This is a genomic window from Nonomuraea sp. NPDC047897, assembly GCF_043204415.1.
Lineage (GTDB): Bacteria > Actinomycetota > Actinomycetes > Streptosporangiales > Streptosporangiaceae > Nonomuraea.
On record NZ_JBIDCC010000025.1, the window covers coordinates 1 to 24517 of the forward strand.

Consider the following 24517-nt stretch of genomic DNA (forward strand, 5'->3'; position numbering starts at 1 on the left):
ACGAGCGCCGCGCCGACCACTTCGCGTCCTTCGTCGCCATCGCCGCAGCGCTCATTTGCTACCGCCGACTCGCCAAATGAGACGACGTCTTAAGCTCGTACCGGCTGAGCAGGTGGGTGGCGAAGTAGCGGACCGTGTCGGCAAGGATGGGCGCGCCGAGGGTGCCCAACCACCAGTCGGGTTCGGTGTCCTCAGGCATGTTCATGGCCTGCCGCAGGTCAGCGAACGTGCCCATGCGGATCCGAGTCGGCACGCCGTAGGCGGCTTCTAGGTCGGCGGTCAAGCCGTCGCGATCGTGGTATCCCCGGATGTCCAGGAAAGTGCCGGCGGGGGTGATGACGCCCACGTGCGTCCATTCCCAGGTACCCTCACGCCACCGTTCGACCAGGCCGTATGACCAACCGGTGGCCTCCTTCTGGGCGGCGGCCAGCAGCCAGCAGTAGCCCCACGCGAAGAACTCGTCAGCGTCATCGTTGATCACGCCCGGGTGTAGCACTAGGCGGGTGAGACCGTGCCGCATGGTCGGGTGGGACGGTAAGAACTCCACTCCCACCTGATCGAACGGGCGGCCGGCGGCGACCTCTTCGAGATGCGGGAAGCGAGTGGCGCACCGAATGCTCATCACGCCACCGCCGACGTGCCGATGAGCATCGCGTCCAGGCGGACGCTCAACAGCGCCAGCTCGCGCGCCGTGCGGCCAGCCCACACGCCGTAGGTGGGGCGGACCTGCATGCTGTACAGCTCGCACCACGCGCGTACCGGGCAGGTCGCGCACACCTCGCGCGCCACGTCCTCACGGGCGGCGCGCTGGTCGGCGGGCTCAATCCCGCCGGCTGGGCCGGTGTGCAGCTCGGGGTCGTAGACACACTCGGCGGGCGGCGGCTCCTGGTCGATGCGCCAGGCTGCCGCCCACTGGTCGGACGACATGCGCGATGGGTGGATCGGGCGGTTTCGCAGAAGCATGATGGTGCTACTCCTTCGGGAGTCGAGAGGGGGGCGGCTCCTTGTCTTGGCCGATCAGGGCCGCCCCCGGCGGGGCGAGGTGGTCACTTGCTCACAGAGCGAATGAACTCGGCGAACTGTTGCGCCCCGTCCGTGATCGTCTGGAAGGCCCATTTGAAGGCCACGGCCGCGCCGTGCGGATCGGTGAAGATGTAGATGACGGTGCCGATCACGAACAGCGTCGGAAGGAACCGAGTGATGCTCTTGGCGGGCTGAATCATGGGGAAACTCCCTGGTCGTGTGGTGGAACCGGCAGAGCGGCCGGGAGAGCCCCGACAGGGAGTCGAACCCTGCCTACGACCATCGGGGCGGAAGAGGTAAGCCGGGCAGGCCGAGCCTGGTCAGCCGGGGGCCACCTCGACATAGACACGGACACTGGGTTGAGCAGGGGCCGAAGGGCATAGCCCTTTGATCGCGGTAATGCTGAACGTCTCGCGCAGGGTCAGCACGGCGTCGGCGACTTCGGCAGGCGTTCCGGTCAGGCGGATGGACAGCATGAAGCACTCCTTTGGGTGGCGACAGAGGCAAGAGTTGAGGGGTGGAAGTGCCCCGGCCGGGAGTCGAACCCCGCCTACGACCATCAGGGCGAACCAAGCAATGAGATGGGCGTGCAAGGCCGAACGCCCTGCACAGGCCGCCTTTTCGCGGGAGGCGGTGGCCCTTCGTCGTCACTATTGAGTTCTCAAACGATCAAGCGCTCCAGCCCGTCGGCGCGCGGCCTATGGCCGCCTTCCCATGTCTTCCAGCTGTGCTGATACGTGCCAACTTAGCTAGTACTGTGCTAGCACGCAATAGGGCGCTACAGGACACTTACGCTTTCGGCGGGTACGCTGGTCAGGTGACGATTAGCGACAACGACCCCCGCCCCCCGTACCTCCAGCTAGCGGACGCTCTGCGGCAAAGCATCGAGTCGGGCGACCGTGTGCCAGGCAGTCGCTTGCCGTCGATCCGTGACCTTGCGCGGGACTACGGCATTTCAGCTCAGACCGTCCAGAACGCTCTCCGCGAGTTGCGGACTGAGGGACTGGTGGTCTCCCAGCAAGGTCGGGCTTTCTTCGTTCGGGATCCGAGCAAGGAAGGTGGTCCCGAGCCCGCCCTCTCGGCGCGCGTGTCGATCCTGGAGGCGACCGTGAAAGATCTCGCCAACAGGCTCGCGAAGCTTGAGCAACAGCCTCAGGATCAGTGAGGACGCTCCTGCGGCTACATTGAGCAGCGTGTCAGTGTCATCTCCACCTCCCTTCCTCCTGCGGTGGTGCGGCGTGTCCTGCGCCACATCAAGGAGACCGCCGAAGGCCAAGGCATATCGATGGCGTCTCGCACGGCACTGAAATGGCAAACCGTCTAGCGACGGCGGCAGCGAACAGTTACGGTTGCCGTACTCCGTGCAAAGTCCATAAAGGCGCTGGCGGAAGGCGTGGCGGTGACCACCAAGACCAGGGTCAAGACGCCCAACCACGTGCTTCGCCGCATCCGCGAAGAGGAGCGGCGCGAATCGCGTGAGGAGTTCGCACGTGCACTGGTTGCCATTGCTGACACGATCGGTGAGCATGGCCTTGCCTGTGATGCGCGCCTGGTCGCGCGCTGGGAGGATGGCGAAGTCGGGAGACCACGTCCCGCGTATCAGCGCGCTTTGGAGGCGGTGACCGGCAGGAGCTTCGATCAGTTGGGATTCCGGTCCCGAAATGCCATCGAAGTGCCATCGCAAGATGCGCTTGCCCCCGAGAGACTGTCGTTCTATGCGGACGAGGAGGGGCAAGTGTGGGCAAGCGTTGACCGGAGGACGTTTCTCGTGGGGGGCAGTGCAAGCGCATTGCTCGCACAACTAGGAACGGACTTGCCCCTCATCGGCGGGTTGAATGATCTGTACGGCTTCGCCGGCCACGCCAAGGTGAGATGGCCTGATCTGAAACTCTCGCGACCGACGCCGGACTTCGGTGTCGATCTCACGGCACTACTTCCTGACGGCCGCGCCATGGAGGGCGCAGTTTTGCGCATGCAGTTCCATGCGGGCAGCACATCAGAGGGGCGCGTCATGGCGAGACTGACGAATGCCCCCCGGTGGGCGGAGTTCTCGCGTGCGACAAGTCGCGGGCTCCTGGTTGCGGCCGTCCAATCGGCCGACGAGTCGCGGTTCTTCGCGATGGATGCTCGGGAGGCGCGACGGCGGCTCGCACAATCTCCTGACAGCGACACTATCGCCATCCCCGGCGCCTACGAGCTGGACGACTTTACGTACGGCCTGCTGTGGGCGGCGGCCAGCCTTGACGATGGTCTCCAGGCAGACGATCAGGAGCTTGCTATCTCCCGGGAGGAGCTTGCGCAGTACGAGGCGCTCACCTCATCAGCAGTAAGCCGTGAGGCGGCTCCGGATCTCGGACGGGTTTCCCACGCTTGGCTCGGGTCCGACTTCTGTGCTCGGCATATCCTGCGCAACCTGACCAACCTGCCCGAAATCCCCATCTTCTGGACTCGTGAGCAGCGTGGTGAGGAGGCATGCACATGGTTGCTGTTCGACCACAAGTACGCCTATCTGCGTGGGGTTCGTTCTGCTACCGGAGATCAGGCATCGGTGCGGATGTTCTGCATCCCACACAGGGCCGTCCAGGATTCGCCACGCCATGAGCGCGTTTTGCTCTTCGTGTCCATCGCGTTGATGGAAGCCACGGGGATTCATATCAAGGTCTGCGATGATCCCGCATACTCCAGTGTCGAGGGTTTCGTCCTCGGTGGCGAGCAAGCGATCATTGCTAACTGGGTCCGCGGCGCGGGCATGTGGCACGTGGACACTACCCAACGTGTCTCCATCCTCCGTGAGTTCCGTGAGGCCACCGGCCAGGTTGGCGCGCATTCCGTCATCGAAGCTAACAGCCCTGCGGAGCGGCTTCGCGCTCTGGCCGCGTATCTCGAACTGGACTGGGCGTGGCTCGTTACCCGATGCCGGTCGCTCGCTCACGTTGGTACGGCCGGGCTGCTGCGTCCTCGTAGCCGATTGATCTCGGTTGCCGGCATCGACGCGGCATGCGCTTTTGTCAACGACATGGGCCAGAGCGTCGCGTGACTGGACCTGGCCACGTACTCCAACCTGTAGAAAGGCGCTCTTATGACTGCCCCTGCCCGCGTGGCCGTGTTCTCCCTGGGCGGCACCATCGCCATGGTTCCCGGAGCCAACGGGGTTGTGCCCACATTGACCGCCAAGGAGTTGCTTACGGCTGTTCCTGGGCTCGACAACATCGCCGTTGAGCTTGACGTGCGCACCTTCCGGCAACTCCCTGGCGCATCGCTCTCCTTTGCCGACCTCACCGAGCTTGCCGAAGCGATGGAGGGCGCGGTGCGCAACGGCGTGGATGGCGTTGTGGTCACTCAGGGGACCGACACCATCGAGGAGACCGCCTACGTGCTGGACCTCTTGTGGAGGAATGAGGCTCCGGTGGTGGTTACGGGAGCGATGCGGAACCCGTCCATGGCTGGCGCAGATGGCCCCGCCAACCTGCTGGCCGCGATTCGCACAGCAGCAAGTCGTACGGCGCGTGACTTGGGTTGCTTGGTCGTTTTCAATGACCAGATTCACGCAGCGCGCTGGCTCCGAAAGACCCACACCAGCAGTCCGGCGGCGTTCGTTTCGCCGAATCACGGGCCGATTGGCCACGTGGTCGAGGGCCACGTGGACATTCCGTTGCGTATGGAGAGAGGGCCAGTCCTGACGTCTGAGACGTGGCGCACGGTCAAGGTCGGTCTGTTCACCGTCGCGCTCGGCGACGATGGAGAGCTTGTATCAGCCATGGGCAAAGAGGTTGATGGTCTGGTTGTCGGCGCTTTCGGTGTCGGGCATGTTCCCGCGGGCATGGTGCCGGCACTGGCCAAGCTCGCGTCGGTCAAGCCCGTCGTGTTGGCCTCGCGGACGGGCGCCGGCCCTGTTCACGAGCGAACGTATGGCTTCGAGGGGTCCGAGTCCGATCTGCTGGCGCGCGGATTGATTCCGGCGGGTTACCTTGACCCCCTGAAGGCGCGCGTTCTTCTCCACCTGCTTCTCGCGTCAGGGGTGGGCGCCGGGTCAGTCAGGAAGACGTTTGCGGCGGTCGGGGGCCGTGGATGGGTTCCTGGCAATTCGATGGATGAGCACATTTGACCTTTAAAAGAATCGAGAGCGCATGCAAGCCCGTGAGCTGACGACCGGACGTACTTTCGGAGTCACCTTCAACCACGGTGACGACTTCATGACGGCACTGGCGAAGTTCTGCCGTGAACACGGCATTCGCCAGGGCTATATCCCCATGTTCATCGCGGGCTTTGCCGAAGCTGAGATCGTGGGCACTTGCGAGAAACTTGAAAACCCCGAAGCTCCAGTGTGGACTAAGGTCCACCTGACCAACGCGGAAGCCATGGGATGCGGCACCATAGCGGCAGCTCCCGAGAAAGGCGGCGTCCTGCCTCACATCCATGTCGCCCTCGGGCTCAAGGAGCGGTCGGCGGTTGGCCACACGAGTCACCTACTGTCAGCTCGGGTGCAATTCCTAACTGAGATGCTCGTGGTCGAAGTCCTCTCACCGTCCATGACGCGGCCTCGGAATCCGGAACTGTACGACGTGCCGCTATTGACCTTCGAGGAATGACGTATCGGGGGTAGGATTAGTGGGTTGGTCAACAGTGGGGGCAGAGGGAGCGGGAGCAAGCTCCAGCCAGCGGCGCTGAAAATCCGCGAGCGCCTGATGCCCCTTGGCATGCTGGAACGACTCAGACGACTGTGCGGCCGTCCACCATGCTTGCCACTCCACCCTCAAGGCATTGGGCAGATCAGCGCCGGAGTGCCGCCAACGGCGCCCATAGCCGATTGCACCGTCAAAGAACGTGACGTAGGGATGCTCCGAATCAGGGGCTGCACGTTCGCGCGCCCTTTCCAGATCCTTTACCGCTTCCCAGAATTCTACGTTTTCCGTGGACTTGAGAGGACCCCTACCCCTCTTGATCGGACGTAGCCGCACGGTAGCCAAAGTATTTAGCGTATATGCGTCTTCGTACCGGTCAACCGCAATCAATGCATATTGCATCGCCCGGTCGTCCACTTGCTCCTCGCTGGCGGCAAGAGCGCGCTGTTCCCAAAATCGAGCGTTCCAGCCGTAGATACCTTCCAGTTCAGCATACCAACCCTCAATTCGTTCCCTACCAATCAAACCAGCCAGCACATTATGGTCCATCAGATGTCGAACAATGCGATGGTAAATCGAACGACGCCTTATCGCTTCCCTAGTGACGAACGGCGCAAGTGCAGTTGCTAGCGCGATAGTCGGCCCATAGAGCTCCCGATGGGCAAGGACCCCGCCCAGCAGAAGCTCACCGTAAAGTCGGTGGCGGGGCCGCAGGAATCCTCTCCGAATGTAGCAAATGGAATAGAGCGATTGGTCTACTTCCATTCGCTTCTCAAGGGCCCTGCCGGACAAGTGTACCGCTTCCGCAGCCACACCCAGAGGCAAACTGTTCCCACCAGCAGCGACAATGGCAGCAAGCACAAAGGCACTCTTAACAGCGGGATCCGCTAGCGCTCTATAGTCATGAGAGACTCGCTCCTGAAACCCCGTTCCCAAGACGAGGTTCGCCAATGTTTGCGATAGCACGCGATTATAGGCTCGGCTGACATGAGACAGGAGAGCTGGCAATGACTTTCCACGGCTAGCAGACCTCAAAAGACGGCCTTTGTCTCTGAGCTTCGCCAAAAGGTCCATCATTTCGTCTTCCGCGACAACGGCGGGCACGCGTATGGCGTGGAATAGTCCCGACTGCAGTAGTCGATCAGCCGCTCCCTTCCGTTCAATCATGAGAAGCCTCAATGCGAGCTTGCGCTCTTTGGCGGATATTGCCAGATTCTTCAGGTCGGACTCAAAATCGCGTGCACCCTCGACCACAAGTACCGTCTTTGGTACATCCTCAACCCGCTGGAGAACGGCTGAGTTGTCCGGCCGGGACCTGCGATTAAACTCATAGACCAACCAACCTTCCTTTTCAAGGTCGAAGACTGCCCGTAGTACCATGGTCGATTTTCCAGAGAAGGGCTCGCCGTAGACGAGAATAGGCTGTTCGCCCGACTTGGCCCACTCGATCAACGTCGAAGTCATGGCCCTTTTCGCAGGCAAATCTCTAGCAATGTCGACTATACTTGGTTCGTCTCCTCCGTAAAAATCATGCCAGCGGTGGGGGCGCCTGTCCTCACGCGTGATTCGACTCCACTGGTGCAAAAAGCTCAGGTGAGAGGGTGGCACGTGTCTTTCCACTTGATCAGTTGGCGAGAGGCGAAGCGCCGTCGAGTCCCAGTCCCTCTCGATGGCACGTAGGAACTCCTCAGCTGTCGCATCGATAAGTTCTATGTTCCACCTCTCGAAGTCGGACCTATCCAATTCGTTTGGCTTAGGCATCACAGCGATAGATGGAAACTCGTCACTGGCAGAAGCGGCTCGCTGTTCCAGGGATCGGGCCAGATCGATTTCGTGGACAAGTGCCGCCCCAAGCACGATCACAGGATCCGTGGAAAGAGATTCATGGAAACGGATGGGCCATGATCGAGGCGTAGTTACGTATTCGGCGTACTCTTGCAAGTCAAAGACCAAACCAGAGTCAGGGCGGCTGGCCATCCCATGGAGATGGACAGCCAATACCTTACCGGGTCGCGGGTCCACAGGCAGGTCCGCGAAGTGTACGGGAATAAGTGAATCTCCGTAGCTATTTTCGAGTGCGTCGTCAATGTTCAGGGACCATATGCAGCGCCAGGTAGGACGTTGGAGTAGCGCATACCAGCCTGGCGGAGTGCAATCGGTGAAGCGCCGAGCGAGCCATTCGGTCCTATTCAAACCTTCCTTCGATGACCGATCACGCGCGTTCTTGTATACACGATCCAAACCAGGCTTTTCGTCTGGGCGCGTGGGCGCGGGTATCGAAAACGCTTCTAGGAGTTCATCTCGTAGCTGGTGACCGGTGGGGAGGCGTCGACCGAGGCTGTCTGTGGCATCACGCGAAGCACCCGAGCCGAGAAGCAACTGGTACTTCCCTTCGACCAACCCTTCCATGAGCCTTTGCCACTCATCGTCTTGCAACAGGGACATCTCTGCCTCCTGTGGACTGCACTAGCAGCATCTTGACTGTATATCTGCCGACGTACTCATGTCCGCTAGAATTGCGGATTTGCCGCGAGCTACCGAAAGAGGGCCTTCCGCTGGAGAAACCACTCCTTGTTGCCTGCCGCAGGCTCGTTGTCTCTGAAACAGGAAATCGAAGTTACTTTTATGCTACTGCCGGGTAGGCACCCACGGAAGTCGCGCATGGGCGATTACTGCCCATTTTGGCAAATCTTGGCTGTATGTGCAGGTTCTGATGAACCGAGACGCCGTTCCGATCAGGCTGAGGGAACGACCGCGGTGGCTGAATGGCTTCTTGTTGTTCTGGTCTCAGTGGTCATCGATCACCTTGCGTCCACACCTGGGCGGCTCGCTGCGCGCGGGCGGCGCCGGCAGTCGATCTTCCCGGACCCGGGTTTATCCAGTCGGTCGGTACCTCCCAGGCGGAGCATGGCCGGTAGTAGCCCACCGCCGCCCCCAAGGCGGGCGATCGTGGCCAGCCACGGTGCCGCCGCCTCCTCCGGCCCGCAGGGCCACGACGCAATCGCAAGCCAGATAGGGACCGTTGCTGCACTCCGTAGCTGTACGCGGCCCGCAGAGGCCTTGTACATGGGCTATGGATTGCTCTCGACCTGCACCGAAGCATCAGACAGCCAGACAACTGGAAGGGGACTGGAAGGGGAAACGACACGGGTGGCCCCGCGCTCACCATCGTTGCGGCAAGCCCCCGCCGCAGCGGTGGCGTGGGCTCTCCCTCTGCTGTGGCGGCACAGGAAAGCTGATCGGCGGGAGAGGGAGCATCCGAACACCGACTGAGCGATCACTACGGCTCTAGCGGAGTGCTGAGAAGCCCATAGGCGGCCGTTCCCACATCGCCGCGGTACAAGAGATGGATCCGTTAATCGATCTCGCCAGAAGCCGCTACATCCATGGTCATGCCAAATACGTGCGCAAACACGGGTTCATGCTCCGCTAAAACCCTGCCCTACCAGCGCAAACACGCTTCATGCAATCCTGACTCATAATCCGTGGGTCGTGGGTTCAAGTCCCACCCGCCCTACCATCGCGTGAGCCGGGAAAACGCGGCCATATGCGATCTTCGCCAACGGGTCGCGACAGGGGAATTGACAGGGCGAGCGCCCCGGATCGCACTACGTCGACCCGTCCGCCTTACGGAATGTCAACACGCCACCACGCAACGTCCCTGGCAAGGCATCGTGCGCAGCCGTACCCGCCGCCGGCTCACCTGGGCGACCGCCCTCGCCGCATGGGCTACAGCTGCACCGGCCGCCCCGCCGCCCCGCCGCCCCGCCGTCGGCGACCATCGTCATGCCGACGCCCCACCCGGCCGCCTCCGGGGAGCTCCCGGCCGCGGATGCATGCGGCCGGCCCGCGCTGCGACGGTTCCTCGACGGCGTCGAGCAGCACGCCCGCCGTCGGCCCTTCACCCCCGGCCGTGACACGGCCGCGTGGCAGGTCAGCCTCGACGCCGTGAGCGGCGTCGGCGGCCCGCTGATCGAGCCCTACCTGCAGACGGCCCGCGGCGCGGTGCACGCCTACGTGCAGGCGGCCGGCACCTCGACCTCGCGGGCGTTCCAGGCGCGGCAGGTTCGGGCGGCGGCGGTCGAGCTTGTGGAGATGTGCGGGTTGGCCGGGCGCTACCGGTTCGACGATCCCTGGCACCGCGCCCGGCCCGAGCGGTCGAGGACCCCGAAAACGAAGGAGACCCGGACGTCCGACGCGAGGTCGGGGTCCGGGTCGCGCTCGGATGGGCATGGGTCCTGGCGCCGGCCGAGGTCGTGGTTCGATGGCTGCTAGCCGATCACGACTTGCGTCCGAGGACTCGCGCTCCCCACCTCACATGGTGGCCGACCCCGTTGCAGGTCCGGCATTTGCCGAACGCCCCCTTGAAGGTGGTCGAGTGGGATTCCTTGGAGCGGTTGCACTGCTTGCACTTCATGTAGGGGTGGAAGGCGCACGACGTCAGATAGACGGCGGTGGCGACGAGGGTGACTATCAGTAGTGGATGCATGTCGCCAGGTTCACAGATAGTGAGGCTCCCGTCACAGGAATGCCGTGACGGGAGCCTCACTCCATGCATCCGGAAGGCCACACTACGCTCACCCGGTGCGGCTTGGGGTCCCGTCTACGCCAGGTGCCCGTCGAGGCATTCCTGGACGGGGCGGCACAGGTTCGCCGATTGATCAAGTTCCTCCCGCCTGGCATCGCCGCTAGCGAACCATCGCCCACCATCCGTCTAGGCGGCCTCCCGGTGAGTTCATACGGTCCAGGTATGGCGCACAAGAAGAAGAGCCATGTCAAAGGGCACTACCGAAAGCGGCCGGGCGGTGGACGTACATGGGTCACTCCGCACGTCCGATCTACACGACGCAAGACGGTGATCACGGCCGCCGCTGTGGTCGTCGCGGCAGCGGCCGGATGGGCGATGTTCGCCAAGAACGAGACGCATACGCCTCCCGCGAATCCGTCACCCGTCCCCGCCTCTGTCACTCCGCCGCGCTAGCCCAGACGGACGGGGCTTGCAGTGGCGGGCTGGTCCCCTTCCGCTTACGTTCCAGTGCCGAACATCGTTCACGCGGGTACGTTGCGGCCATGGCCAAGGACGACGAGAAGCCGAAGAAGGTCAAGTGCGGCGCCTGCTTCGGTGAGGGTGGCAACTGGGAAGAGGTCAACGGCAAGAAGGACAAGGAGCGGCGCTGGAACACGTGCCGCGCGTGCGGCGGGGGCGGAACCGTTGACGCCTGACCCGATCACCTGCCCGGAGTGCGGCGGCACACTCGTCGAGTGGGTGGCTGGCATGGCCCTTGCCTGCGAGTTCTGCAACGGCAAGGGCCACGACGGCGGCCCCCGGTGGACGCCCGAGAACCCGCCGCCGATGCCGCCGCTGTGGGCTGACCCGCGCTGGCGAGAGCCTCAGTTCGCCAGCCTCACGTTGTGCCGCTACTGCTTGGGTGCTCGCGAGGTGTCCCACCTGGACGAGGAGAGGGGCACGCTCATGATGGTGGCGTGCCCTGGGTGCGTGGGCTCCATCTGAAGGAGTTGTGGGCTGACTGCTGTCAAGGACTCGCACGCGTGCGGCGAGCGGCGGCACCGGTTTTATGCCCGCCGAATCCCGCCGACTGCCCGAAGGCCGCCCGTCGGGCTGGCCGCCGGCATGTGTGCGTGCGGCCGTGCCCTTCCAAGTGCTCGGAGCACGGCGACTGCCAGTGCCCGCGGTTCTGTGACGAGGAATGGGCGCGGCATGCGTCGATCTGCCCGGACCGGTGGGGCGGCGGGGTGATGATGGCGGAGCCGAAGTCGGCCAAGTCGAAGCGGGTGGTGCCTCTCCCTCGACCCGTGGCCGGGCTGCTGGTGGAGCACCGGACGTGGCAGGAGGCGCAGCGGGTCGGCAACGCGGCGTGGGAGGGCTGGGGGCACGACAGCGCGACATGCGATCGTCGGCCGCGCGGAACCTCGGTCACGCATGATGCCCTGCCGCTCGATGGGCGACACGTCTCCGTGCATGACGCCGTAGGTGAAGTGCTCACTGGCCTGTCTTCCAGGTAGGCAGGGTCGTGGCCCGCTGCATGCGGATGAGCTGCATCTCGGCTGGAACCCGTTCACCGGGGCGACGTCATGAGGTCGGCGATCGCGGCGTGGACCAAGGCCTTCTCCTCGCCGGTCAGATCCATGGGACGATGCGTGAAGGTGTTGTCCGTGTGGACATGGGCCTGGAGCCCCGAAGCCCTGGCACCGGCGAGCAGGAGGGCGGCCGACTCGGTGGCGGAGTCCACGTCCTGATGCTTGTCGAACTCCGCGGCGAGAGCACGCAGCCCTTCCGCGAGGTTCGGCTCCGGCACGGTGAGGGTTCCGGCGACCCGGCGCGCCTGCTCGGCTGACCTGTCCTCCCAGTTCGACCAGTGCCAGCCGGGCCACCCCTGCTCCACGGTTCGCAGAGCACCTCGCAACGTGGCGGAGGTCCAGACGCCGGCGGTCTGGTCGTCCAGATCGAGGTGGACACCGGCGACGACCTTGCCGGGGCAGGATGTGATCGTCGGCCAGGCAGAGCGGTGGTCGTCCAGGCTCCTCGCCCCGCTGCGGATGACCGCTCCGGCCGAGTCCACGAGGTGGGCCCGTGTCTGACCTTGGTCGATCACGGTGACCAGCACGTCGCACCATTCTTCGCCCGCCTGTGGATCTCCAGCGCTTCTCGCGGCGATGTCCGTGGCGTGGCCGGCTGTCACCTCAAGCTGCTGAAGGCCGTCATAGGCCCACTCCACCCGCCAGCCGGGCCAGGTACGGGCCAGCGTCGCCAAGGTCGCGAGCCGGTAGCTTCGATCGGCGCCGCAGTGGCAGAACAGCAGCAGTCGCCGTTCGTCATGGTCGATCAGACATGCACCGTCGCACTCGACCTCCCACATCCATGAGCTCTCCTCGCGCTGGCGGCGGGCGAACCGGGTCGCGGGTTCAGGGCCGGGCAGGAGGTCCAGTTCGAGTTGGTAGGCGCCCCACTGCGAGTAGTGGAGGCTGAAGGTGCCGTCCTGCATGACGGCATATTGTGCGCGGCTACCCATGGACATAGCGTAATTGATACGTAACTTACTGTGAGGCTTTCTCGGCAATCCGGCACGGAGGACTCTCACCCTCGGCCAGGGCGAGATCCTGGGCAGCCCCGGCTCCACCTCCCGCACGGCCTCGTCGACCCGGGTCGCGTCTGCGGACGGGAAGGCCTCCGATGTCGACGACCACGCCGAAGCTGTCGGCGTGCAGGGGTAACGGGCCCGCGCCCCAGGACGGCCTGCCGCGGTAGAGGAATACGCGCCGCCTTGGGGCGCCTCCTGCGCGAACGGGAGATGACCGAGCTGGACGCCGCGCCCCTCATCAGAGCCGGAACGCGCCCATGATCGCCGGCACCACCGGATCGCACCCGGGCCACCGGGCGCCGGCAGTGCCGCCGCGCCCGGCTGTCTCTGGCACTGCGGGCCGCCCGGTGGCCTGGCGGCCTCAGTCGATGACGATCAACCCGCGCTGGTAGCCGCGGACGAGCCCGCGCGGGACGAGCAGTTCCCGGCCGTTGACGGTGATCGGGACAAGGTCCGGGGCGGCGGCCTTCCACTGGCTGCGGCGGTGCCGGGTGTTGCTGCGCGAGGTCTTCCGCTTGGGTACGGCCATGGCTACCAGCTCGCCTTCGTGATGCCGGGCAGCTCGCCGCGGTGCGCCATCTCGCGGAAGCGCACCCGGGAGAGCCCGAACTTGGTCAGGTGGCCGCGCGGGCGGCCGTCGACGGAGTCGCGGTTGCGCACCCGGGTGGCGCTGGCGTCGCGCGGCTGGCGGGCCAGCTCGCGTACGGCGGCCGCCCGCTCCTTCGACGGGCCCGTGCGGATGACCTCCTTCAGCTCGGCGCGCCGGGCGGCGTAGCGGGCGACGACGGACTTGCGCCGCTCGTTGGCGGCGATCTTGCTCTTCTTGGCCATCAGACCTTCTCTCCTCTGGCGCGGATCCGTGCGACGGCCGCTTCGACGCCGATCTTGTCGATGGTCTTGATCGCGCGGGCGCTGACGGTGAGCCGGACGAAACGGTCCTCGCTGGGCAGCCAGTAGCGGCGCTGCTGGATGTTGGGGTTCCAGCGGCGGCGGGTGCGGCGGTGGGAGTGGGAGACGTTGTTGCCGAAGACCGGCTTGACGCCGGTGAGCTGGCAGTGCGCGGACATCAGGCCCTTCCGTAACGCTGGTTGAACCGCTCGACGCGGCCCGCGGTGTCGAGGACGCGGCTGCGGCCGGTGTAGAACGGGTGACTCGCCGACGACACGTCGACGTCCACCACCGGGTACGTCCTGCCGTCGGTCCACTCGATCGTCTTGTCGCTGGTGATCGTCGAGCGGGTGAGGAACGCGAAGTCCGCGCCGGGGTCGCGGAAGACGACCGGCCGGTAGTCGGGGTGAATGCCCTTCTTCATCGCTCCTCCCGGAACAGGACGTGCCGGCGGATGGTCGGGTCGTACTTGCGCAGGGTGAGCCGGTCGGGGTCGTTACGCCGGTTCTTGGTCGTCACGTAGGTGTAGCCGGTGCCTGCCGTGGATCGCAGTTTGATCACGGGTCGCACCTCATTTCTTGCCAAAGCGGTTCCTTTCGGCGTGCGATACTGTGCCAGGATAACGATAACGGTTTTCGTTTCGCTACTTGGAGGTTCGGTGTCAACCCCCGTCGTCCTCGCCGCAGGCCTGCATGGCGCGGCTCGCACCGCCGCCGTCGACGAGCTGCTGGCCCGGCATCCCGGCTCCGTCGCCATCCACCACGACCTCGGCGAGGTCACCCGAGGCCGTGTCCGGCGCAGCGTCCGCGACACCGGCCGAGTGCTGGAAACGGCCGACGTGCGCCTCGCGCACGGCTGCGTCACCTGCACCGTGCGGGAGGACCTCCTCCCCCAGCTCGTCAGGTTGGCGTCCGGCGCGACGCTGCTGATCGTGGACCTGTGGGACGCGGTCGAGCCGCGATCGGTCGCCGAGGCCATCGACTGCGACGAGGCACGGGACCTCTTGCGGCTCACCGCCGTGCTCACCGCTCTGGACGCCGAGTCCCTGCCGGACGACATCACCCGCGGCGAACGCCTCCATGAGGTCGGCAAAATCGCGGCCAAGGGCGACCAGCGCTTTGTGGCCGAAGTCCTGGCCCGGCAACTCGAATACGCCACCGGGCTGATGCTGCACGGCGGGGACGAAGACGACCACGAGCTGTCGCTGCGGGTGCTCGCGCACCTCGCCCCTGTCACCCCGATCCACACCGTTCATGACCTGCCACCGATCACCGGCCCGGCCTTGTGCACGACTGAGCTGGCCGAACGCGTGGACCCCAGCACCGCCCGGCTCCCTGCCGACGCCCGGACCGAGGAGATCGTCACCACGGTCTGGCGCAGCCGCCGCCCGCTGCATCCGGGCCGCCTCTTCGAGGCCGTGGACGAGCTGGTGATGGAGTCCGTGCGCTCACGCGGTCGCTTCTGGCTCGCCACCCGACCCAGCCGGCTGCTGGACTGGGACGCCGTCGCCGGCATCGTCTCGGTCGAGGACGCCGGCCCCTGGCTGGCCGCCCTGCCCGAAGCCGCCTGGGATCTCGTCTCCCCCGCCCGCCGGGCGGCGGCCGCTCTCGACTGGGACCCCGAGCACGGCGACCGCGTCCAGCACCTGGTCTTCACCGGCCCCGACCTCGACGTCGAGCGACTGCACGGCCTGCTCGACTCCTGCCTGCTGGCCGAAGGCGAACACCCAGGCCACGACGACCCGTTCGCCCCCATCCTCGACATCAAGGAGATCGCGTGAAGCCCCGCCGCGCCCCGCGCAGGAAGCCCAACCCGCTGCTGAACGCCGACCGCATCGACTACAAGGACACCGCCCTGCTGCGCAAGTTCGTCTCCGACCGCGGCAAGATCCGCAGCCGCCGCGTCACCGGCGTCACCGTCCAGCAGCAACGCCGGATCGCCCGGGCCATCAAGACCGCCCGCGAGATGGCCCTGCTCCCCTACGCCTCCCGCCCCAGCGCATGACCGAGCCACCACGGACATCGCCACGAGCAGCCGTGGCCGTCCCGGACCGCTGATGCCGGGGACCGCGCCCGTGACAGACCCGTAACTTCGGAGGGCGGCTGGCCGGAGCCGTTGCTAGGCTCCGGCCATGAAGTCCACCGAGCGGACGATGCGCGGCCTGCGCTCGGCCCTGGTGGCACTCAGCACTACCGTGATCGCGGTCGCCGCCCACCGCGCCGGCCACGGGACGACCCCGCCCTTGCTGGCCCTGGTCCCCGTGGTCTTGGCGGCATGGGGGGTCGCCTACGCGCTGGCGAGCCGCAGGGTCACCCGGCGGGAGTTGCTGGCCCTGCTCGGCGCCGCCCAGGGCGGCATCCACGGCCTCAGCGTCTACCTGGCGGACCCCGTCCACCACGGTCCCGGCCACCACGGCACCGGTGACGCCTCGTCGCCGCGGATGATCCTCACGCACGCCGCGGCCACCGTGCTCACCGCGCTGCTGCTGGAGCACGGCGAGCGGATGTGGTGGGGTCTGCTCCGTCTGCTCCGCGCCCGGTACCGCACCGTCCGTGCCCGCGGCCTCGCGCCGCAGGTCCGGCGTCCGGGCCCGGTCGTCTCCCGCGCCGTCCCCGCGCTGACCCGGCTGTGCGCCGGGCCGGTCGGGACGCGCGCCCCGCCCCTCCTCACCCGGATCTGACCCCTGCGGGGACAAGGGCCCCGCTTCCCCCCGATCATGATCTGTATAGAGGAGAACCCCCCATGAGCTCTGCCCTGCGTACCACCCTGCGCGCAGCCGGCCGCACCGTCGCCGTCGGCACGGCCGCAGTCGGGCTGGTCCTGCTCGGCGCCGGCGCGGCGTCGGCCCACGTCACCGTCACCCCCTCCACCACCGCGGCAGGCAGCTACACCGTGCTGACCTTCTCCATCCCGCACGGCTGTGACGGGTCGGCCACCACCTCGGTCGCCATCTCGATGCCCGAGGAGATCATCGCGGTCACCCCGACGGTCAACCAGGGCTGGGATGTCGACAAGAAGATGGAGAAGCTCGACACGCCGGTCGACAACGGCCACGGCGGCCAGTACACCGAGCGGGTCGACCAGATCGTCTACACCGCCAAGACCCCGTTGCCGGACGGCCTGCGCGACACGTTCGAGCTGTCGCTGAAGCTCCCGGAGAAGGAGGGCGCGAAGCTCGCCTTCCCGGCGATCCAGAAGTGCGAGAAGGGCGAGACGCCCTGGACCGAGGTCGCCGCGGACGGCGCGGAGGAGCCGGAGCACCCTGCCCCGTACATCGTGCTGACCGCCGCCGAGGACGCCGGCGCCGCCGCGTCCACGCCGGCCGGGACCGCGGCGTCGGCTGCTCCGGCGGCCGACGCCTCGGCCGCGCCCTCCGGCTCGGCCACGTCCTCCGGCTCGGGCGACCCGGGCGTCGTCGGCTGGGCCGGCCTGGCACTGGGCGCGATCGGCGCGGCCGCGGGTGTGACGGCACTGGTGCGCGGCAGGAAGACCTCTTGACCCGTCCGGTCCGCCGCAGGAGGTCCCGGTGGGCGCGGCCGACGGCCGCGCCCACCGGGGCGGTCCTGCTCCTGGCCGCCCTCCTGGTCCTCCTCCTGCCGGGCACGGCCGCCGCCCACGCCGTGCTGAAGAGCACCGATCCCAAGGACGGCCAGGTTCTGGCCCAGGCACCGCGTACCGTCACGGCCACCTTCAACGAGGCGATCACCCTTGCTCCGAAGGGGAACCAACTGCTGGACTCGGCCGGTCGCCCCGTCCCCGCCGACATCCGCTCCGTGAACGACACCGTCGTCTACACCCCGGCGTCCACTCTCGCGGAGGGCACCTACATCGTCAGCTGGCGGGTCGTCTCGGCCGACACCCACCCCGTCGCCGGGGGGATCAGCTTCTCCGTCGGCAGGCCGAGCGCGAGCTCCGTCGCCGTCCCCGGCCAGGTCGCCGACCGCGAGGTGAACGTGCTCCGGATCAGCGCCGAGGTGTTGCGGTACGGAGGGGTGCTCGGGTTCGCGGGCCTGACCGCCTTCGGCCTGTTCATCGCCGAGCCGAGCGTGCGCAGGTCCGCGGCGTTCGCCCGGCGGGTCCGGCGCACCCGCGACGCGCTGGCCGCGGCGGCGGTTCTCGGCGCCGCCGCACTGGTCCCGCTGGTCAAGCTCTGGCAGGACGGCGCGGGCGTCGGCGAGCTGTTCTCCGCCTCGCTGTGGCCCGCCGCGCTGTCGGCGGCGCCCGCGGTCGCTGCGGCGCTGCTGGCCGCCGGCACCGTGATCGCCCTGGTCGCGGTGCGCCGCGGGCTGCCAGTCGTCGCCGCGGCCGGGACGGCGCTGGCGCTGGGTTCCCTCGCCGCCGTCGGTCACACCAGGGTGTACGGGCCGGGCTGGCTGGTGCTCGCCGCCGACCTGCTGCATCTGGCCACCGCGGCGCTGTGGGCGGGCGGGCTGATCGGGCTGTGCCTGCTGTTCGTCCCCGACCGCCACCACCGGGTGACCGAGGTCGCCTCGGCGGTCGGCCGTTTCTCGGGCGCGGCGCTGTGGCTGGTGGCCGGGCTCGGCGCGAGCGCGGTCCTGCTGTGGTGGCGGATCGCCGACAGCGTGGAGGGTCTGTGGACGACCGGCTACGGCCGTCTCGTCCTGGTCAAGCTCGTCCTGGTGCTCGCCGTCGTCGGCGTCGCCGCCTGGAACCGGTACCGGTTCGTCCCCTCGGTGCTCTCCGGCGCGCGCCGGGAAGCCACCCTGGGCGCGCTGCGCCGCGCGGTCGGGATCGAGGCGGCGGGCCTGGCCGTGGTGGTGGCCGTCACCGGCGTGCTGGTCTCGCAGACGCCGCGTGAGGAACCCGCCGCCGCACCTGCGGCGGCGTCGCCGTCCCCCTCCGCCGGGCCCAAGACGCTCACCGCGGCCGTCGGCGACGGCAAGGCCACCATGGTGATCAGCCCTGGCAGGCGGGGGGTCAACGCGCTCCAGCTGTCCCTGGTGGACGGCAAGGGCGTGCCGCTGGTGCCGCATGAGACGCCGGAGCTGTCGATACGGCTGCCCGCCTACGAGCTGGGGCCGTTCAAGAAGCCGCTTTCCACCACGGGCAAGGGCACCTACGAGGCGGCAGTCGACTTCCCGCTGGACGGGACGTGGACGGTGACGCTGGTCGTGCGGCTGTCGGAGTTCGACAGCCCGGTCGTCTCCCAGAAGGTGGTGATCCCGTGAGATCCGGTGTCTCCCATGCGATCCGGGCCGCCGGGGTGGCGCTGGCAGCGGCCGTGCTGGTGCTGCTGCCGGCCGCCCCGGCGCTGGCTCACGTGCTGCTGGAGTCCGCTCAGCCCAACGGGGACGGATCGGTCACGCTCACCTTCTCCTTCGACCACGGATGCGACGGCGCGCCGACCGAGGCGCTCCTCGTCCGGATGCCGGCCGGGTCCTCGGTGCTGTCGGCCGGCCAGCCGGGCGGCTGGCGCAGCGCGGTGAAGGGGAACGCGGTCGAGTGGACCGGCCCGGGGATCGCTCACGGCACCAAGGCGTCCTTCATCGTGCGGGCGCGCCTGTCGGGCAAGACCGGCGCGCCGCTGCTCTTCCCCACCACGCAGCGGTGCACCGGCGGCAAAGGGTACGAGTGGATCGGCGCCGACGACGCCTCCGAGGAGCCCGCACCCCGGCTGATCGCCACCGCGGCCGTCCTCGACCCGGGCCTCAGCCCGGCTCCGCCCCCGGCCGTGGGCACGGACGGCGCCGACGACGTTCAGGTGGCTGTGGCGCTGGGCGCCTTCACCACCCTGGCAGCCCTGACCGCTCACCTGACCCGCCGGCGCCTCCGCCGCCGATAGGTGGGCGTGCAGCGGCGTGTATCCCTTGGTTCACAGCATGCCTTCCTCCGCTTCGGCGGCGGCTCGGGCGATCGATGCGACGGTGGGCCCGGCGAAAAGCTCCCGGAGAGTTTCCTCGCGGTGCCTCGACCGGCTCGACCGGTGCGGCCGATGCGGAGAGCTTGGCGACGGCCGCCCTGTCCACCTTCACGTTGGCGCTCAGGGGCAGCAGCGGCAGGGCGGCGAGCGGGTCGGGGCGCATGTGCTCCGGCAGGTGGGTCGCGGCGTGTGCCCGGACCGCGTCGAGGTCGACGGACTCGGGCACCACTTCGGCCATCAGCCGGCCTTCCGACACGACGGCCACCGCGCGGGCGACTCCGGGAGCGTCCCCGAGTGCCGCCTCGATCTCGCCCAGCTCGACACGGTGTCCGCGGATCTTCACCTGCTGGTCGGCGCGGCCCAGGATCATGAGCGGTTAGCAGCCGTCGAACCACCACTGCGGCCCGCACCCCCTCCAGCTCCCAGCACGATCCCGAGCCCGCCTCCGGCGCTCCCTGACGGCGGCTGCTGTTCGCATCGGGTTCCTTTGACCGCGTGGGCAGCGCCCGTGGAGGTCAGGGTGACTGGGGCAGCTTGGCCGTGCCCGGCCTGACGGCCGGGGCGGAGGGGGGCGGCACGACCGGCCCGATGTCCCCGTCGGGTGCCTCGTCCAGGTCGACGATCACAGGCGCGTGGTCGCTCGGGCCCGTGCCCTTGCGCGCGTGCCGGTCGACCCAGGCTGCCCGCACCCGGCCGGCCACCGGGGCGGAGGCCAGCGCCAGGTCGATCCGCATGCCCAGGTCCTTGTGGAACATCCCGGCCCGGTAGTCCCAGTAGGTGAACACCCGCTCGCCCGGCCAGCGGTCCCGCACGACGTCCCGCAGCCCGAGAGCCTGCAGTTCCGCCAGCGCCGCCCGCTCCGGCGGCGTGACGTGCGTGTGACCGGCGTAGGCGAGAGGATCGAAGACGTCCGCGTCGGTCGGCGCGATGTTCATGTCGCCGCACACGATCACGGCGTCGGGACCGGCGCCGACCACGTCACGCAGGGCCGCCAGCCAGGTCAGCTTGTAGCGGTAGTGGTCGGAGCCGGGGGTCCGGCCGTTCGGCACGTACACCGAGTGCACCCGGACCCCGCCGCAGGTCGCGGCGATGGTCCGCGCCTCCGGATGCGGGAATCCCGGCCCGTCCGGGAGGCCGGCCACCACGTCGTCGAGCCCCGCCCTGGACAGGATCGCGACCCCGTTCCACCGTGCCTCGCCGTACACTGCGATCTGGTAGCCGCGGGCGCCGAGCGGCTCGCCGAGCAGTTCGGTGAAGGCGCCGTCGGCCAGTTTGGTCTCCTGGAGGCAGACGACGTCGGGCTGCCGCTGGTCCAGCCACGGCAGCAGCCGCGGCAGCCGCTGTTTGACCGAGTTGACGTTCCAGGTGGCTATCCGCACCCTGCTCACGATAGCCGCGCCACTCGCCGGTCCGGCGGGCACCGGACGGTCCGGGTCAGCGCGGGTCTCGACGCAGGGGATGGTCGGGCGGGACCTGCACCAGGACGATGCGATGACCGTCGGGATCGGCGATCCACAGCTCGGTGAGACCCCACGGCTCCAGCCGGGCCTCGCGCACGATGGTGACGCCCAGCCCGCGCAGACGTTCCTCCTCGCGCGCCACGTCGCGCACCTGCAACCAGAGGGACATCGTCGAGCCGGCCTCGCCGCTCGCGTGCCCGGAGAGCTCCAGAAACCCCTGTCCGAGGAAGAAGACCGTCCCGAGTCCACCGGCTGGGCCGAACTCGCGGTAGACGGCCAGGCCGAGCGTCTCGGCGTAGAAGTGCCGGCTGCGCGCGAGGTCTCCTGGACGCAGCAGCACGCGGCTGCTCAACACCTCCATGCCGCCTCTGTTTCCCCGTACGGCGACGAAGACACCCGTGCGCGACGACCGGGCCGCCGACCGGCCCGAGGCACGCCCGCTGCGTTCGACATCGGGCGCGTGGAGTCGTTCGGTGCCAGAATGTGGTCATGCGGTCACCCCGAGCGAGATATTTCAACACCACCGGCCCCTGCGATCCGCAGCGCCACTACATGCTGCCTCCCACACCACGGCTTCCCGAAGCGCGGGCGCTCATCGAGATGGACCGCTATTTCGTGCTGCACGCCCCCCGGCAGACCGGCAAGACGACGATGCTGCGCACCCTCGCCTCCGACCTGACCGCCGAAGGCGACATCGCCGCCCTGTCGTTCTCCTGCGAGCGCGCCGGGACGGCCGGCGACGACATCGACGCCGCCGAGACGATTCTGCTGAAGTCTCTCCGCAGGGCCGCCGACCTGTCGGGATGGCCCGAGGAACTCCTGCCGCCGGACCCCTGGCCTCAGAACCCGGTGAGAACCCAGTTCGGTGAGGCGCTGAGCGCGTGGTGCCAACGCTGCCCACGCCGGATCGTGCTGTTCCTCGACGAGATCGACGCCCTGCAGGGCGACAGCCTGATCAGCATCCTCAGTCAACTCCGCGACGGCCACAACATCCGGCCAGACGGCTATCCGTTCCCCACGTCGGTGGTGCTGTGCGGGTTGCGCGACCTGCGCGACTACAAGGTCGCCTCCGGCGGCGCCCCCGACCGGTTCAACGCGGCCAGCCCGTTCAACATCCTCGCCGACTCGCTGCGCCTGGGCGACTTCACCTCCGACCAGATCGCCGAACTGTACGACCAGCACACCCAGGCGACGGGCCAGGAGTTCACCAAGGACGCCGTGGATCGGGTCTTCGAGCTCACCCAGGGGCAACCCTGGCTGGTCAACGCCCTGGCCCATGAGATCACCTTCAAGATGAAGGTGACCGGCACCGTCACCGCCGAGCCGGTGGAGAACGCCAAGGAACGGCTGATCCGGGCACGCGCCACCCATCTGGACTCCCTGGCGGCCCGGCTGCACGAGCCCCGGGTCAAGCGGGTGATGGAACCGATCGTGGCCGGCGGCCCCTACACCGACCGCGGCAACTCCGACGACCTGTCCTACGCCCGCGATCTGGGCCTGATCACGCAACAACCTCCGCCGCAGGTGGCCAACCCGATCTACCGAGAGGTCATCCTGCGCGTGCTGGGCGACCTGACGGAACAGAACATCCACGCCGACCCGCACAGCTTCGTGCTCCCCGACGGCCGGTTCGACCTGCCACGCCTGCTGGAGGAGTTCGTCGTCTTCTGGCGCGAACACGGCGAGGTCCTCATCCAGCAGGAGGGCTACCACGAGGCCGCCTGCCAGATCATCCTCATGGCCTTCCTGCACCGCCTGGTCAACGGCGGCGGCTACCTCGACCGCGAATACGCCGCCGGCACCAAACGCCTGGACGTCCTGGTCCGCTGGCCCTACACCGCCCCCGACGGCGACCGGCTCATGCAGCGCGAGGCCATGGAACTCAAGGTCTGGCGCCCAGGCGCAGACGACCCGAAGCCCGACGGCCTCGCACAGCTCGACCGCTACCTCGACCGCCTCACCCTCACCACCGGCGTACTCGTGATCTTCGACCGCCGCCCCGAAGCCCCACCCTGGAAGGAACGCGGCGACTTCGAGCAGGCGACCACACCCTCCGGCCGCCAGGTCACCGTCCTGCGCGTGTGATGCTCGACGCCCGCGCGGCTAGCGGTCGGCCCTGGCGCTGGTGTAGCGGTCGGCGAGGTCGGCGAGCCGGGCGACCTGGCCGAGCTCGGGCGACCAGCAGTAGAGGATGACCTCGTCCGCCCCGAGCTCCTCGAACCCGCGCAGCGCCGTGCGGATCTGCTCCTCGGTGGTGAGCATGCCCTCCACCATCCAGTGGGAGGCGCCGACGATGGCGTAACATTCGCTGATCGCCGCCTTGGCCGTGGCGACCGTCTCGTCCGAACCGAAGGCCACGTTGAGCTGGCCGACGTTGCGCGGGCGGTCGGCGCGGCCGGCCTGCGACCATTCCTTGTCGACGGCGCGGAAGAGGTCGCCGGCCCACGGCGGGGGCGCGGCGCACAGCAGCCCGTTGCCGAACCGGGCGACCCTGGCCAGCGCGGCCGGCGCGAACGCGCCGAACAGGATCTCCGGCCCTCCCGGGGTCACCGGCGCCGGGCCGACCGGCCCGAGTCCGCAGTCGGTACGGCCGCCCGCCCACAGTTGCCGCAGCGCGACGAGTTGGTCGTCGAGCCGGCGGCCACGCCCTTTGAGCGGCATTCCGGCCGCGGCGAAGTCGTCGGTCCGGCTGCCGACGCCCATCCCCAGCGTGAACCTGCCGCCGGCCAGCCGATCGAGGGTGGCCGTCTGCTTGGCCAGCAGGGCGGTGTCGCGCAGCGGGCCGATCAGCACCTCGGTCTGGATCCGGATCCGGCTGGTCGTGGCGGCGACGGCGGCCAGCATCACCAGCGGCTCCGGGTTGCGCCAGATGAAGCGGTCGAGCAGCCCGAGCGTGCTGAACGGCCCGGCGTCGGCCTGCCGCGCCCAGTCCAGCAGGAGGTCAGGTTCGTCACCCGGCAACCCGATCCCGATCTTCATCGGTGTCTCCTTCGCAAGTGCGCCGTCTGGTCTGTGGGGATAGACTCGCTCTGGTTACTCAGTCCCTGATCGAGAGCTGACGGATATGACGGACGACCCCCAGGCGATCAGGCTGGATGAGTATCTGCCGTTTCCGCCGGACCGGGTGTGGCGGGCGTTCGTCGAGCCGCGGCTGGTGACGAAATGGCTCGGGCCGCAGGATTTCCAGCCGGTCGTCGGCCACCGGTTCACCATCGTGGCGCCGGCCGTGCCGGCGACGAGGTTCGACGGGGTCATCCATTGTCAGGTGCTCGCCATCGAGCCGGAGCGGATGCTGCGCATCAGCTGGGACGATCATGGTCCGAGCGGGGCTCGGTGCACGGCGACCTGGCGGCTGGTGGCGGAGGGCCACGGCACCCGCTTGTTCTTCGACCACGAGGGTTTCGATCCGGACAACGAGTTGCAGCAGCGGGCGCGGCGGATCATGGGCGGCGGCTGGCGCTCGTGGCTGTTCAGCCGGCTGGAAGCGGTCCTCGTGGACAGGGCCGCCGGGCAGGACATCGCCCGCGAGGGCCGGCCCTAACG

General features: G+C 67.8%; 31 protein-coding genes and 1 pseudogene. 15 read left to right on the top strand and 17 right to left on the bottom strand.

Features of this window, described 5'->3' with window-relative positions; all coding sequences use genetic code 11:
* Positions 1 to 58: 58 nt before the first annotated feature.
* From ACGF0J_RS36175 to ACGF0J_RS36190, 4 genes are all read right to left on the bottom strand, one after another.
* Entirely contained in the window at positions 59 to 622 is a 564-nt protein-coding gene (locus tag ACGF0J_RS36175; protein ID WP_393153480.1) for a hypothetical protein, read from the bottom strand.
* Positions 622 to 963 carry a WhiB family transcriptional regulator gene (locus ACGF0J_RS36180; protein WP_393153482.1) on the bottom strand — a complete coding sequence of 114 codons (342 nt, stop codon included), beginning with the start codon at positions 961 to 963 and terminating at the stop codon, positions 622 to 624. Before ACGF0J_RS36180 ends, ACGF0J_RS36175 begins: the two co-directional genes overlap by 1 nt.
* A gap of 83 nt (positions 964 to 1046) precedes the next feature.
* On the bottom strand, positions 1047 to 1223 hold the full coding sequence (locus ACGF0J_RS36185) for a hypothetical protein (protein ID WP_393153484.1): 177 nt from the start codon (positions 1221 to 1223) through the stop codon (positions 1047 to 1049).
* Between the two features lie 120 nt (positions 1224 to 1343).
* Positions 1344 to 1499 (bottom strand): hypothetical protein, encoded by a 156-nt coding sequence (locus ACGF0J_RS36190; protein WP_162795808.1) that lies wholly within the window; start codon positions 1497 to 1499, stop codon positions 1344 to 1346.
* 341 nt (positions 1500 to 1840) lie between these two features.
* Here ACGF0J_RS36190 and ACGF0J_RS36195 point away from each other — a divergent pair, with 341 nt between their 5' ends.
* The 4 genes from ACGF0J_RS36195 (at position 1841) to ACGF0J_RS36210 (ending at position 5612) form a co-directional block, all read left to right on the top strand.
* The gene (locus ACGF0J_RS36195) at positions 1841 to 2188 is read left to right on the top strand and encodes a GntR family transcriptional regulator (protein ID WP_393153486.1); all 348 of its coding nucleotides are present in this window, start codon (positions 1841 to 1843) and stop codon (positions 2186 to 2188) included.
* Positions 2189 to 2422: 234 nt separating this feature from the next.
* Positions 2423 to 4060, top strand: a complete 1638-nt coding sequence (locus tag ACGF0J_RS36200) for a hypothetical protein (RefSeq protein WP_393153488.1) — start codon at positions 2423 to 2425, stop codon at positions 4058 to 4060.
* A 60-nt stretch (positions 4061 to 4120) separates the two neighbouring features.
* A complete protein-coding gene (locus tag ACGF0J_RS36205; protein WP_393153490.1) occupies positions 4121 to 5128 on the top strand; it encodes an asparaginase in 1008 nt (335 codons plus the stop codon).
* 22 nt (positions 5129 to 5150) lie between these two features.
* Entirely contained in the window at positions 5151 to 5612 is a 462-nt protein-coding gene (locus ACGF0J_RS36210) for a PPC domain-containing DNA-binding protein (protein ID WP_393153492.1), read from the top strand.
* On the opposite strand, the gene ACGF0J_RS36215 is transcribed toward ACGF0J_RS36210, so the two are convergent.
* Together ACGF0J_RS36215 and ACGF0J_RS36220 are read right to left on the bottom strand one after the other, a co-directional pair.
* On the bottom strand, positions 5592 to 7109 hold the full coding sequence (locus tag ACGF0J_RS36215) for a hypothetical protein (protein WP_393153622.1): 1518 nt from the start codon (positions 7107 to 7109) through the stop codon (positions 5592 to 5594). The genes ACGF0J_RS36210 and ACGF0J_RS36215 overlap by 21 nt on opposite strands.
* A gap of 249 nt (positions 7110 to 7358) precedes the next feature.
* Positions 7359 to 8090: pseudogene (locus ACGF0J_RS36220) on the bottom strand (SIR2 family protein); the annotation flags it as partial.
* Between the two features lie 1341 nt (positions 8091 to 9431).
* On the opposite strand from ACGF0J_RS36220, the gene ACGF0J_RS36225 reads away from it, so the two are divergent.
* Complete coding sequence (locus ACGF0J_RS36225) at positions 9432 to 9920, top strand: hypothetical protein (RefSeq protein ID WP_393153494.1); 489 nt, start codon at positions 9432 to 9434, stop codon at positions 9918 to 9920.
* Positions 9921 to 9924: 4 nt separating this feature from the next.
* Here ACGF0J_RS36225 and ACGF0J_RS36230 read toward each other — a convergent pair whose 3' ends face one another.
* A complete protein-coding gene (locus ACGF0J_RS36230) occupies positions 9925 to 10134 on the bottom strand; it encodes a hypothetical protein (RefSeq protein WP_393153496.1) in 210 nt (69 codons plus the stop codon).
* 581 nt (positions 10135 to 10715) lie between these two features.
* On the opposite strand from ACGF0J_RS36230, the gene ACGF0J_RS36235 reads away from it, so the two are divergent.
* Both ACGF0J_RS36235 and ACGF0J_RS36240 read left to right on the top strand, forming a co-directional pair.
* Positions 10716 to 10868, top strand: coding sequence for a hypothetical protein (locus ACGF0J_RS36235; protein WP_393153498.1), 153 nt, complete (start codon positions 10716 to 10718; stop codon positions 10866 to 10868).
* 52 nt (positions 10869 to 10920) lie between these two features.
* The gene (locus ACGF0J_RS36240; RefSeq protein ID WP_393153500.1) at positions 10921 to 11157 is read left to right on the top strand and encodes a hypothetical protein; all 237 of its coding nucleotides are present in this window, start codon (positions 10921 to 10923) and stop codon (positions 11155 to 11157) included.
* Between the two features lie 565 nt (positions 11158 to 11722).
* Here ACGF0J_RS36240 and ACGF0J_RS36245 read toward each other — a convergent pair.
* The 6 genes from ACGF0J_RS36245 to rpmG form a co-directional block, all read right to left on the bottom strand.
* Positions 11723 to 12649, bottom strand: a complete 927-nt coding sequence (locus tag ACGF0J_RS36245; RefSeq protein ID WP_393153502.1) for a hypothetical protein — start codon at positions 12647 to 12649, stop codon at positions 11723 to 11725.
* Between the two features lie 457 nt (positions 12650 to 13106).
* Entirely contained in the window at positions 13107 to 13274 is a 168-nt protein-coding gene (rpmF, locus tag ACGF0J_RS36250; protein ID WP_393153504.1) for a 50S ribosomal protein L32, read from the bottom strand.
* Between the two features lie 2 nt (positions 13275 to 13276).
* Positions 13277 to 13576: a 30S ribosomal protein S14 gene (gene rpsN / locus ACGF0J_RS36255; protein ID WP_393153506.1), complete on the bottom strand. Its 300-nt coding sequence runs from the start codon at positions 13574 to 13576 to the stop codon at positions 13277 to 13279.
* Positions 13576 to 13812 (bottom strand): 50S ribosomal protein L28, encoded by a 237-nt coding sequence (rpmB, locus tag ACGF0J_RS36260; protein WP_393153508.1) that lies wholly within the window; start codon positions 13810 to 13812, stop codon positions 13576 to 13578. Before rpmB ends, rpsN begins: the two co-directional genes overlap by 1 nt.
* Positions 13812 to 14057, bottom strand: a complete 246-nt coding sequence (locus ACGF0J_RS36265) for a type B 50S ribosomal protein L31 (protein WP_393153510.1) — start codon at positions 14055 to 14057, stop codon at positions 13812 to 13814. Before ACGF0J_RS36265 ends, rpmB begins: the two co-directional genes overlap by 1 nt.
* Positions 14054 to 14218, bottom strand: a complete 165-nt coding sequence (rpmG, locus tag ACGF0J_RS36270; protein WP_393153512.1) for a 50S ribosomal protein L33 — start codon at positions 14216 to 14218, stop codon at positions 14054 to 14056. The genes ACGF0J_RS36265 and rpmG overlap by 4 nt, the downstream gene beginning before the upstream one ends.
* A gap of 73 nt (positions 14219 to 14291) precedes the next feature.
* On the opposite strand from rpmG, the gene ACGF0J_RS36275 reads away from it, so the two are divergent.
* The 6 genes from ACGF0J_RS36275 to ACGF0J_RS36300 all read left to right on the top strand — a co-directional run bounded on the left by ACGF0J_RS36275 (position 14292) and on the right by ACGF0J_RS36300 (position 19436).
* On the top strand, positions 14292 to 15413 hold the full coding sequence (locus tag ACGF0J_RS36275; protein WP_393153514.1) for a CobW family GTP-binding protein: 1122 nt from the start codon (positions 14292 to 14294) through the stop codon (positions 15411 to 15413).
* Positions 15410 to 15637 (top strand): 30S ribosomal protein S18, encoded by a 228-nt coding sequence (gene rpsR, locus ACGF0J_RS36280; RefSeq protein ID WP_393153515.1) that lies wholly within the window; start codon positions 15410 to 15412, stop codon positions 15635 to 15637. Before ACGF0J_RS36275 ends, rpsR begins: the two co-directional genes overlap by 4 nt.
* A 127-nt stretch (positions 15638 to 15764) precedes the next feature.
* A complete protein-coding gene (locus tag ACGF0J_RS36285; protein WP_393153517.1) occupies positions 15765 to 16313 on the top strand; it encodes a hypothetical protein in 549 nt (182 codons plus the stop codon).
* Between the two features lie 62 nt (positions 16314 to 16375).
* Positions 16376 to 17131 carry a YcnI family protein gene (locus ACGF0J_RS36290; RefSeq protein ID WP_393153519.1) on the top strand — a complete coding sequence of 252 codons (756 nt, stop codon included), beginning with the start codon at positions 16376 to 16378 and terminating at the stop codon, positions 17129 to 17131.
* Positions 17128 to 18822: a copper resistance protein CopC gene (locus tag ACGF0J_RS36295; RefSeq protein ID WP_393153521.1), complete on the top strand. Its 1695-nt coding sequence runs from the start codon at positions 17128 to 17130 to the stop codon at positions 18820 to 18822. Before ACGF0J_RS36290 ends, ACGF0J_RS36295 begins: the two co-directional genes overlap by 4 nt.
* The gene (locus tag ACGF0J_RS36300) at positions 18819 to 19436 is read left to right on the top strand and encodes a DUF1775 domain-containing protein (protein WP_393153522.1); all 618 of its coding nucleotides are present in this window, start codon (positions 18819 to 18821) and stop codon (positions 19434 to 19436) included. The genes ACGF0J_RS36295 and ACGF0J_RS36300 overlap by 4 nt, the downstream gene beginning before the upstream one ends.
* On the opposite strand, the gene ACGF0J_RS36305 is transcribed toward ACGF0J_RS36300, so the two are convergent.
* The 3 genes from ACGF0J_RS36305 to ACGF0J_RS36315 form a co-directional block, all read right to left on the bottom strand.
* A complete protein-coding gene (locus ACGF0J_RS36305; RefSeq protein ID WP_393153524.1) occupies positions 19378 to 19884 on the bottom strand; it encodes a hypothetical protein in 507 nt (168 codons plus the stop codon). The two genes, ACGF0J_RS36300 and ACGF0J_RS36305, sit on opposite strands and share 59 nt — an antisense overlap.
* 145 nt (positions 19885 to 20029) lie before the next feature.
* Complete coding sequence (locus ACGF0J_RS36310) at positions 20030 to 20893, bottom strand: exodeoxyribonuclease III (protein ID WP_393153526.1); 864 nt, start codon at positions 20891 to 20893, stop codon at positions 20030 to 20032.
* 55 nt (positions 20894 to 20948) lie between these two features.
* The gene (locus ACGF0J_RS36315; RefSeq protein WP_393153528.1) at positions 20949 to 21335 is read right to left on the bottom strand and encodes a VOC family protein; all 387 of its coding nucleotides are present in this window, start codon (positions 21333 to 21335) and stop codon (positions 20949 to 20951) included.
* Between the two features lie 128 nt (positions 21336 to 21463).
* Between ACGF0J_RS36315 and ACGF0J_RS36320 the strand changes: the two genes are divergently transcribed.
* Complete coding sequence (locus tag ACGF0J_RS36320) at positions 21464 to 23059, top strand: AAA family ATPase (RefSeq protein ID WP_393153530.1); 1596 nt, start codon at positions 21464 to 21466, stop codon at positions 23057 to 23059.
* An 18-nt stretch (positions 23060 to 23077) separates the two neighbouring features.
* Here ACGF0J_RS36320 and ACGF0J_RS36325 read toward each other — a convergent pair whose 3' ends face one another.
* The gene (locus tag ACGF0J_RS36325; RefSeq protein WP_393153532.1) at positions 23078 to 23953 is read right to left on the bottom strand and encodes an LLM class flavin-dependent oxidoreductase; all 876 of its coding nucleotides are present in this window, start codon (positions 23951 to 23953) and stop codon (positions 23078 to 23080) included.
* An 85-nt stretch (positions 23954 to 24038) separates the two neighbouring features.
* Between ACGF0J_RS36325 and ACGF0J_RS36330 the strand changes: the two genes are divergently transcribed.
* Positions 24039 to 24515 (top strand): SRPBCC domain-containing protein, encoded by a 477-nt coding sequence (locus tag ACGF0J_RS36330; RefSeq protein WP_393153534.1) that lies wholly within the window; start codon positions 24039 to 24041, stop codon positions 24513 to 24515.
* Positions 24516 to 24517 lie beyond the last annotated feature (2 nt).